Below are 8,948 nucleotides of genomic sequence, written 5' to 3' on the forward strand. Positions count from 1 at the left end.
GAGGACCCATGCGAAACATTTGTCTGCTGGCCCTTCTCGCTTTGAATGCGGTGGCGCCGCAGCTTCAGGCTCAGGATGATGATGCGGAACTCGGTCGGGCGCAGCCGCCCCCTGAGGTTCCTCATTCGTCTATTTTGGATGATAGCGATCCGGTCGAACCCGAACTTCCTGTCATTCCCGTTCCGCCGCCGAAGCCCCCGGTCGTGACGCGCGATCTTCAGGAGCAGCCCCCAGCAGCTCCGCCGCCTGCTCCTGCAACGGCCGCAGATGCGGAAAAAAAGGAATCATCGCGTGGATTCAGCCTTGTGGAAGGCCGTCGACGTCCCGGTGCCACCTTTGGGTTCGGGGCCACGCGCCCTGATAATATCGGCAAGTACAATCACTACGAATACCTTTACGGTAAAGAACGTTACTCGCCTTATTTTTACGGCGGTTACTATCTTTTCAGTTACATCTTCGATATCGGCATCGTGGGCCGCGTGGGTTATTACCATGCCGAAGGCCATCCGCTCGCCGAACGTCCGACTGTGCCGCTGAAAGGCGATCTGACGAGCGAACGCAGGGATGATAATCAAAAGCTCGGCTTGACTCTGATTCCCACGCAGATTTCAGCGGAGCTGGCCCTGGCGCCCTTTAAAACGCGCTGGGTTGTTTTTCGCGGCTGGATGGGCATTGAACGCCTTTACGTTCAGGAAACCATCGAACCCAATCTGCCATCGACAGTCACCAGCAGCAGCTCCTCGACTTATACAAGCTCGGGATGGAATGAAGGGCTTGCGACCGGAGTCATGGCCTCTTTCAGTCTAACCGGCCTGGATGCGCGTTCCGACAATTCCCTCAGGTCACTGGGTGTGGATCGCTATTACCTCAGCCTTTTCGCTGAAAACATCACAACCACGCGCGACAAGTTCGGCAATTTCGACAGAAAGCAATATGGAATCGCCTTTAGCTTCGAAGGACTCCGCTGAGAGCGGGTCCCCCGCACCCTTCTTTACCTATCGCATGGATTTGGCCTATATCGGGACTGCTTTTCAAGGCTGGCAAAGTCAGCCTGGAGGCAATACCGTGCAGGATGTCTTGGAAAAGGCTCTGCGCACGGCCCTGCGCCAGGAGCTTCGAATTCTGGGCGCCTCGCGTACGGATACTGGTGTTCACGCCGAGCAGCAGGTGGCCACCTTTCGCAGTGCGGAAGCCATCAACTGTGAACTTGCCCTGCGTTCGCTGCAGGCTCTTGTGCCGCCCACGATCGGGGTTTTGAATCTGCGGCCCTGGGACTCGGATTTTCATCCGATCCTGTCCGCGAAAAGCAAGGTCTATCGTTACCGCATCTGGCTCGGAACGCCGCAAAATCCTTTTACTAGGCCCTTTGTCTGGTCGATGCATCATGATCTGGATCTCTCGGCACTCCAGGAGGCCACGCGGCATCTGCTCGGCACCCATGATTTTCGCAGCTTCTGTGCCAGTGACGCCAGCGTTGCGACCTATGATCGCACCATTTTCGAAGCACACTGGGTTCAGCGCGGACCGCTTTTGGAATTTTACATACTCGGCGATGGCTTTCTGAAACAGATGGTCCGCAGTGTGGTGGGAACACTGGTGAAAGTCGGTCTTGGCAAACTCAAGCCCGATGATATCAAAAGAATTTTATCCGCCCATGATCGCCGTGCAGCGGGACAAACCGCGCCTGCGCATGGACTTTCGCTGCTCCGCATCTTCTACGACGTGACGGAAAAGATTCCTGCGTCCCTGATCAGTGGAGGCTCTGAATTTGGCTTCTCTTTAGGTCTGCCCGAGGATCCAGCCGGCGTCTGATCAGCCTTCGGTCCTTTTCCTTTTTCGCTTTCATTTTTTTCCCTGGCCCCCATCAGCCTGCCTGCCCTTATAATGGTATGTACCGTTTTATTCCGTATCAAAGGGAGACGTATGGCCAAGAATAAGGGCCTCCTGGTGTTCTGGCCGTTTTTGCTAGGCGGTCAGCTCCTGACCTCCTGCCAGCAGACTCATGCCGCGAAAAATATGCCGAAGGACGGGGAAATTCGGCCCAGCATGGAAGACGACAAGGTGCCGATGGATCTTTGGTCCCCGACGCGGCGCAAAGCGAATGCTTCGTTCTATTTTCTGACCGGTGAATACGAAGCTTTGAATCGGAATATGGGAAAGGCCCGCAAATTCCTGGAAAACGCCTATAACCTTGATCCGAATCCATTCCTGGCATCGAAACTCATCGAGGCCAGGGCCAATGAAGACGTGGAAGGCGGACTGCAGCTCGCCAAGAAAATGGTTTTGCTTTATCCGAAGAATGCCGAAATTCAATTGCTCTATGGCCGCCTTCTTTCGGCCGCTGGACAGTTTGAAAAGGCTGAGCAGCACATTCGGCTTGCGACCCGGTATGATTCCGGCAATGTCGAGGCCTATGTGGTCCTTCTGCAGCTTCTGCAGGCGCAGCAGAAATTCAAGGAAGCGGTTCCGATCGCCAAGGAAATGCTGCGCAACACTCCCGAATTCGCGGACGGCTGGATGCAGCTGGCCCGACTTCATCTGACCTTGAAACAAAAAAAGCTGGCGCTGGAACCCGCCCGTCGCGCCTATGAGCTGGACACCAATGACCCCGAACGCGTGCATCTCTATGCTGTGGTCCTGGATATCAACGGCGAATCCAAAAAAGCCATCAACCTTTACGAAGCCGTCCTGCGGTTGGATCCTACCAACGATGATCTGATTTCCCGCATGATGGGTCACTACAAGCTGCTGGGTACTCTGGACGATGCGTTGAAGATGCTGCAAAACTCCGAAAAAGAAGCGAGGCGCGAGGTTCCAGGCATTCGTCTGCAGATGGCTTTCGTCTATTGGGAAATGCAGAAGTTCAAGGAAGCTTCCGAACTTCTGGATTCTCTGGCTCAGCGCAATCCCCAGGCCGAACGCATCCTTTACATGTCGGGCCTTGGTCAGGAGCGCACGCAGCAGTATGAGCGCGCGCTGAAGACCTATGAGGGCTTTGATTCCAGCTCGGAATTCTTCGTGCATTCCCGTTATCGGATGATCGAATTGCACCGGCGCGTTGGGAATGTCGAGGCCGCACTCGCCGTCGTGCGCGAGGTCATCGACACCCAGGTGGATCGCTCCGCGGATTTCTATCCCCTGGGAGCGAATATCCTCGCCAGTCGCCAGCGTTATAATGATGCGATCAAATTGCTCGATGAAGGTTACGGAAAATATCCCGAGCGCGTGGATCTTCTTTTCCTGAAAGCCGTCAATCTTGAGAAGGCCCAGCGCTACGATGATACGGTGGCCACGCTCAAGCAGGTCATTGCGAAGGAACCCGAGCACGCCGCAGCCCATAACTATTTGGGCTACCTTTACGCGGAAAAAGGCATCAACCTGGAGGATGCTGAATTCCACGTCAAGAAAGCTCTCGAAATCAAACCGGAGGACGGCTATTATCTGGACTCCCTGGGCTGGATCTATTTTCAGCAGGGGAATTATAAGAAGGCTCTGGACGTTCTCCTGCGCGCCAATGAACTGGTGCCCAATGAAGCCGTGGTGCTGGAGCATCTTGGGGAAACCTATGAGATGCTGGGCGAGGTGAAAAAAGCCCTGGATATCTATGGCAAGGCGTCCAAAGCCAAAATGGAAGATAAGGATCGCCTTCGCATTCAGGAAAAGTATGAACGTGTCAAAAAGAAGATTGAATAGCCCTGCTGCGGCGCTTCCCTGGTTGCTGCTGGGTGCAGCCTGTACGACCACCCAGCCGCATTATGTCGATGTCCAGCTGCCTGCCTATGCCAGCGCGATTTTTGTGGAATGCGCCAGTACCAATGGGGCGCTGGCCTTCCAGGTGAATCAGAACGGGCAAACGGTGGAAGCTGCGGATCTGGAATGGGCCGCTAAAGCCAGCGGGGATTGGGGACTCGCCAGCTACTCACCGATCGGGCAGACCCTTTTTCAAATTCAATTCAATAAGCAAAAGCAAAGCTTCGAGGCCACCGGCCGCGGCGGCAACTGGCTGGAGAGCGTGACGATCACGCGCGAAGGCTTTTTGCGGTATAAAGGCCAAAAACTGGGTCTGAAGCCGGATGAGTTCCCCTGCTTTTTCTCGGGACATTTGCCACGCGGCTGGCTGCGCCAGGTGGTATCCTATAAGGCGGACGCCGACGGACTTCATCTGGCCGTTCAGGACCAGGAACGCCTGACAGAGGTGACGATCGCCAAGCATGGCAGTGACAGCCCCTGGGCCTGGCAGTCCACTTCGAACTGGGATGTTTACTGGGGCCTGCGCAAGGAATCGGTGCAGCTGCAAAGCCGCAGGGATGCGAGCATGGTCCTGACCGCTGAGAATCTGCAGGGCATCGAATGCCGTTGGTCCCCCAAAGAGGAGGAGTGAGTTTTGAAACTGCTCGAAGCTCTGGAAGACGCTGGTTACATCACCTCCACCAACGTGCGCATGCTGGGCATGTACGCGGAAAAATGGAAGGTCACCACCTACGAGGCCCTGCTCGAAACGCATATCATGGCGGAACACAGCCTTGCCGATGCGATCGCCGAAGTTTTCAAACTCGACCGCCTCTATAGCTTCGATGCCTCGGATGTGGACTCGGAGGCTCTGGCCATGATCTCCTGGCCCGAGGCGCAGGAATACAAGTGCTTCATCCCCTATCGCGATGATGATGGGACTTTTCAGGTCTGCATGCTCGATCCTTTGGATGAAAAGGTCCTGCAGTTTCTGGGTCAAAGGCTTCCGCGCTTTCGCCCGGTGATTATGGATCGGCGCATGATGTACCGCTCCATTGAAGAAGCGTATCCTTTGGAAAGACAGATTCCAACTCTCTTACAGCTCCCTTGATAAGGAAGAATCCCATGGTAAAAGTCGCGCTGACAGGAGGTGGCACGGCCGGTCACGTGATGCCACATATTGCCCTTCTGCCCCAGTATCGGAAGCTGGGCTGGGAGGTGTTCTACATCGGCTCGCGTGGTATCGAAAAGGAGCTGGCGACCAAGGCCGGGCTGACCTTTTACACAATTCAGACTGGCAAGCTGCGGCGTTACTTTTCCGTGGAAAACTTCGTCGATATCTTCCGTCTGGTCATCGGCGTGTTCCAGGCGCTTTTTCTTTTGTTCCGCAAAAGACCCGATCTCGTATTCAGCAAAGGCGGTTTCGTCAGCGTGCCGGTGGCGCTGGCGGCTTGGGTTCTAAGAATTCCCGTGGTTTCGCATGAATCGGATCTGACGCCCGGTCTTGCGAACCGCTTGATCAAACCCTTCTGCCGTTTGATCTTCTACTGCTTCCCTGAAACCGAGAGATATCTGACCGGCGTGCGTTCGGTTGCAGCGGGGATTCCTGTGCGTGAACAGCTTCTGCATGGCAGCCGCGAGCAGGGCGCGAAGATGTGCGGCTTCGATCCTGGTCGTCCAACCATGCTGGTGATGGGTGGCAGTTCCGGGGCCGAGCGAATCAACGCAGCTCTGCGTTCAGCCCTTCCGGAACTCGTTCCCACCTGGCAGATCATTCATCTGACCGGCAAAGGCAAGGGCATCGACTTCAAGCATCCGTCTTATGCCGCATTTGAATATGTGAATGAAGGACTCGAACATATCTTCGCTCTGGCTGATCTGGTCGTCACGCGGGCCGGCGCGAATTCCCTTTTCGAACTGAAGGCGCTGGCCAAACCCATGCTCCTGATTCCTCTGGAAATCGCCAGCCGCGGTGATCAGGTCGATAACGCCAAATCCTTCGCATCGCAGGGCTGGGCCCAGGTACTTCGCGAGACCGAGCTTTCACCGGCAACGCTGATCGCGGCCATAGAAAAGACCCGGCAGGAGGCTCCCGCGATGCAGGAGCGCCTCAGAAAGAGCGGCAGCGGCGAAGGTATTGCCAAGGTGATCTTCGATTATCTGCACAAGGTTTTGAATCTAAAGTAGACGAACGATCTGCAAGCCTTTGAGACTGCGGTGATGACGGTAAAACTTCAGGTAATCCAGGAAGTCCTCATCACCGACCTTCATCAGACTCACCGATGCATGCCGCAGAATGATCCTGCCATCCTTAAGAACCAGAAAACCCTGATGCGTGATATCAATGGCCGTGCCTATCGTACTGACCATATCAAAATTCGGCCTGACGAAGTTTGCGAGCAGCGCGCCTTTTTTTAATTCCTCGCGCAGCTTTTCAAGAGCCGCGGGCTTATCCAACAGGGCGCCGAAATCCACGTACCTCACCAGGGCCCACTCCGCTTCGCTTTTGGGATAGCGGCTCAGGAATTCCAACAGATTGGCGGGATGCTTTTTCTGATACCAGCCGCGACGGTCAATCAGAGTCTTCGCTTCGGAAAGCGGCAGGCCCAAAGTCGCCGTCACATCCTGAGCCCGCCCTTCTTTTTGATGATAGGGAAGCCAATCCACGGAAATGAAATGCAGACGTTCCGTGAAGTTCACCTGCCCACCGCGATAGCGCAGGCCTTGCAGGACCTTGGTCCAGTCCTGCCCGGCTTTGGCCCTGTGCATGGCCCACACCGTTTCCACGTAAGTCGTGCAATCAAAGGCATCCAGGCGGGCAATGGGATCGCTGTCCGGCGCGCCTGGGCCTTCACCGAGCGCATCTGTCTTAAAGCGTATATCCAGGAAAAAGGCGCTGATCGCGTCCAGGCTTTGACCCAGCGGAAGCGTGGGTGAGCCTGCCAAAAGCAGTGTGAACAGAGTCTCTTTGATCAAGGGCATGCTGGAAACCTGATGGAATGAATCGAGTGGCAGGAGCCTCTGGCTATCAGTTTAAAACAGAAGCATGGGGAAAGGGAAGGTCATCCCGTCCCGATCCCTTGAACGGTTTACTGAGCTTTTTCCTTGCCCATGGGCATGCCGCTGTCGTTGGTGGTGCGGGGAACACAGATCATGTGATCACCCTGCTTCACGAAGTTTTGATTCGCGGTGCAGTGTCGTGAATCCTTGGCCACTTTCGGATTGACGTTCTTTGGGCTGGTATGGGTTGTGGCGCGGCTGTGATTCGCATCGTGACCTGCGCTGACGCTTTTATCTGCCGGTGGGTTCATGGCTTGAGCCCAACCGCTTTGTGCTCCAGCCAGGAGAAGAGCGCAGGTGAGCGCCGGGATTCCAAAATAATGTTTCATCAGGATCTCCTTCCTTGGTGTCGGTTCAGTACCCTGCAAGTTGAATTCCAAAGCGCTGCATCCAATTTCCTTCACCATAAAATTAAGCAAAAACCCGGAAAAATTCAGCCATCCCTCTTTAAGGATGACGTCAGCGGTGTTAGCTTGATCCCGAGGACAGGAACTCTTTTTTTGAAAATCATACGCGAGGAATCGGATATGCAAGTTTCAGAACAGGATATGCGGGAAGCCATAGGTTTTGAATTGGCGGATATTCTTCACCGGCAGAAAACGATTCTTTCCTGTAACGAGGCCTTGAATCTTATGGATGGCGAAGCCCATGGAGGACTTCGCACGATGGCGGAGGAGGATGATAAAAACCTTCGCATGCTCGAAACCGTGATCGGCAGCTACGGGATCCGGGTGGAGCCGCGTTATGCGGCAGTGCAGTTGGCTGATACGGTGAGCGACATCGTGACCAATGAAGCCTCCATCCCTTTGGAGAAGCTGGGAGCTTATATCCTCCTGAAGCAGAATCAGATGATGTGCAGCCATCTCGTGCATAAATCGGTGCAGACCGCGGACCCTGATATCAAAATCGCACTGGGGGCCTTTGATGGTGTTTACGCAGGCTTTACCCGCCATGTGTCCGAGCTGATGAAACTCATGGAAAGCGCGGGTGTGGAGTGGATCACGGGGAATCAGCCGGTCACCGGCATCTTCGGACGGGCGCGCGACGCGGTAGCGACCGTGGCTGGCATGGTGATGAGCAAGGTCGCGAAGCCTGCCGATGAAATGAGCGTCCTCCCCATCCTGACGATGGATCATCGGAAGGTGGACATTCTTTTCAAGGAAATCACCGAAAACACAGAACCCGAAAAAGACGCAGGTATTTTCCATCAGCTGAAGGCGGATCTCACCTCGCATTCCATCGCGGAAGAGGAAACCGTGTACAGACGCTTTCAGAATCTGAGCGACATGAAGAATCTGATTGCGGATGCGAAGCAGGAGCATGAAGACCTTCGTACACTGCTCGACGAGATCAGTGACGTCATCGACGATCGTGAGGCTTTCCTGGATAAAATCGACGACCTGCAGCAACTCGTCAAACATCACGTGGATCAGGAAGAGAATGAGGTTTTCCCCTTGATCAAGAAGAACAGCAGTGAAGAGGTCCTCGTGGAAATGTCACGGGATTTCATGGAAGCCAAAAAACGGATTCAGGAAAATGTGGGGGTCGATGAGATCATCGCTTCAGCCGCCAATGAAGACTCGTCCGAAGCCTCGTCGGCTCAGACTGGCCTTTGATTGCAAAAAGACCGCGGTCAACCGCGGTTCTTTTCGGTCCCGGCTTCAGACGGAATGACTGCGACCCGAGATGAGACTGCGTCCCACCACAAGGCCAAGACCCAGGGCTCCTGCGATATAGGCATAAGGATTCTGACGGATCTTCTGATCCATCACCTTCGCCTGCTTTTGCCACATGGTCTGAGAAGCCAGCTCATCATCCGAGCCTTGAGCGAACATGGTATCAGAGCTCGCGCTGATATCAGGTCCATCACCTACCAGAGTTTCTGAGGGCATCATCATGCTCTCATTGATGGACGCTCCGATTGACGTGGTCACGTCAAAGTCGGGGGATTCGCTATCCAGACCCGACTGCGGCCGCGAAGCCAGAATGCCCTGGGAATCCAAGGGCTGAGGGATCATATCTTCAGAAGACGTCGGCCGTAGGTTGCCAGGGATGTCAGAAGAAGGCTGTGCCTGTGACGCAAGCAGGCCTTGCGGATTATCCTGGGGATTCAAGTCGGTCATATTTAATCCTCCCAAATTGAAAAGAGTCTGCCAGCT

General features: G+C 54.8%; 10 protein-coding genes. 7 read left to right on the forward strand and 3 right to left on the reverse strand.

Annotation, left to right across the window (positions count from 1 at the left end):
- Positions 1–8 precede the first annotated feature (8 nt).
- From VFO10_RS24755 to VFO10_RS24780, 6 genes are all read left to right on the forward strand, one after another.
- On the forward strand, positions 9–968 hold the full coding sequence (locus VFO10_RS24755; protein WP_325144681.1) for a hypothetical protein: 960 nt from the start codon (positions 9–11) through the stop codon (positions 966–968).
- Positions 934–1,812 (forward strand): tRNA pseudouridine(38-40) synthase TruA, encoded by an 879-nt coding sequence (gene truA / locus VFO10_RS24760; RefSeq protein WP_325144682.1) that lies wholly within the window; start codon positions 934–936, stop codon positions 1,810–1,812. The genes VFO10_RS24755 and truA overlap by 35 nt, the downstream gene beginning before the upstream one ends.
- A 111-nt stretch (positions 1,813–1,923) precedes the next feature.
- Positions 1,924–3,693, forward strand: a complete 1,770-nt coding sequence (locus tag VFO10_RS24765) for a tetratricopeptide repeat protein (protein WP_325144683.1) — start codon at positions 1,924–1,926, stop codon at positions 3,691–3,693.
- Positions 3,671–4,381, forward strand: coding sequence for a hypothetical protein (locus VFO10_RS24770; protein WP_325144684.1), 711 nt, complete (start codon positions 3,671–3,673; stop codon positions 4,379–4,381). Before VFO10_RS24765 ends, VFO10_RS24770 begins: the two co-directional genes overlap by 23 nt.
- A 3-nt stretch (positions 4,382–4,384) precedes the next feature.
- Entirely contained in the window at positions 4,385–4,840 is a 456-nt protein-coding gene (locus VFO10_RS24775; RefSeq protein WP_325144685.1) for a hypothetical protein, read from the forward strand.
- A gap of 14 nt (positions 4,841–4,854) precedes the next feature.
- On the forward strand, positions 4,855–5,916 hold the full coding sequence (locus VFO10_RS24780; protein ID WP_325144686.1) for an undecaprenyldiphospho-muramoylpentapeptide beta-N-acetylglucosaminyltransferase: 1,062 nt from the start codon (positions 4,855–4,857) through the stop codon (positions 5,914–5,916).
- Here the strand turns inward: VFO10_RS24780 and VFO10_RS24785 are convergent.
- Together VFO10_RS24785 and VFO10_RS24790 are read right to left on the reverse strand one after the other, a co-directional pair.
- Positions 5,908–6,711 carry an N-acetylmuramoyl-L-alanine amidase-like domain-containing protein gene (locus tag VFO10_RS24785; RefSeq protein ID WP_325144687.1) on the reverse strand — a complete coding sequence of 268 codons (804 nt, stop codon included), beginning with the start codon at positions 6,709–6,711 and terminating at the stop codon, positions 5,908–5,910. The two genes, VFO10_RS24780 and VFO10_RS24785, sit on opposite strands and share 9 nt — an antisense overlap.
- Positions 6,712–6,818: 107 nt before the next feature.
- A complete protein-coding gene (locus VFO10_RS24790) occupies positions 6,819–7,118 on the reverse strand; it encodes a hypothetical protein (protein WP_325144688.1) in 300 nt (99 codons plus the stop codon).
- A 198-nt stretch (positions 7,119–7,316) separates the two neighbouring features.
- On the opposite strand from VFO10_RS24790, the gene VFO10_RS24795 reads away from it, so the two are divergent.
- Entirely contained in the window at positions 7,317–8,405 is a 1,089-nt protein-coding gene (locus VFO10_RS24795) for a hemerythrin domain-containing protein (RefSeq protein WP_325144689.1), read from the forward strand.
- Between the two features lie 45 nt (positions 8,406–8,450).
- Here the strand turns inward: VFO10_RS24795 and VFO10_RS24800 are convergent, their stop codons facing one another.
- Positions 8,451–8,912 (reverse strand): hypothetical protein, encoded by a 462-nt coding sequence (locus tag VFO10_RS24800; RefSeq protein WP_325144690.1) that lies wholly within the window; start codon positions 8,910–8,912, stop codon positions 8,451–8,453.
- Positions 8,913–8,948: the final 36 nt, after the last annotated feature.

It is taken from the genome of Oligoflexus sp. (assembly GCF_035712445.1).
In the GTDB taxonomy this organism is placed as follows: domain Bacteria; phylum Bdellovibrionota_B; class Oligoflexia; order Oligoflexales; family Oligoflexaceae; genus Oligoflexus.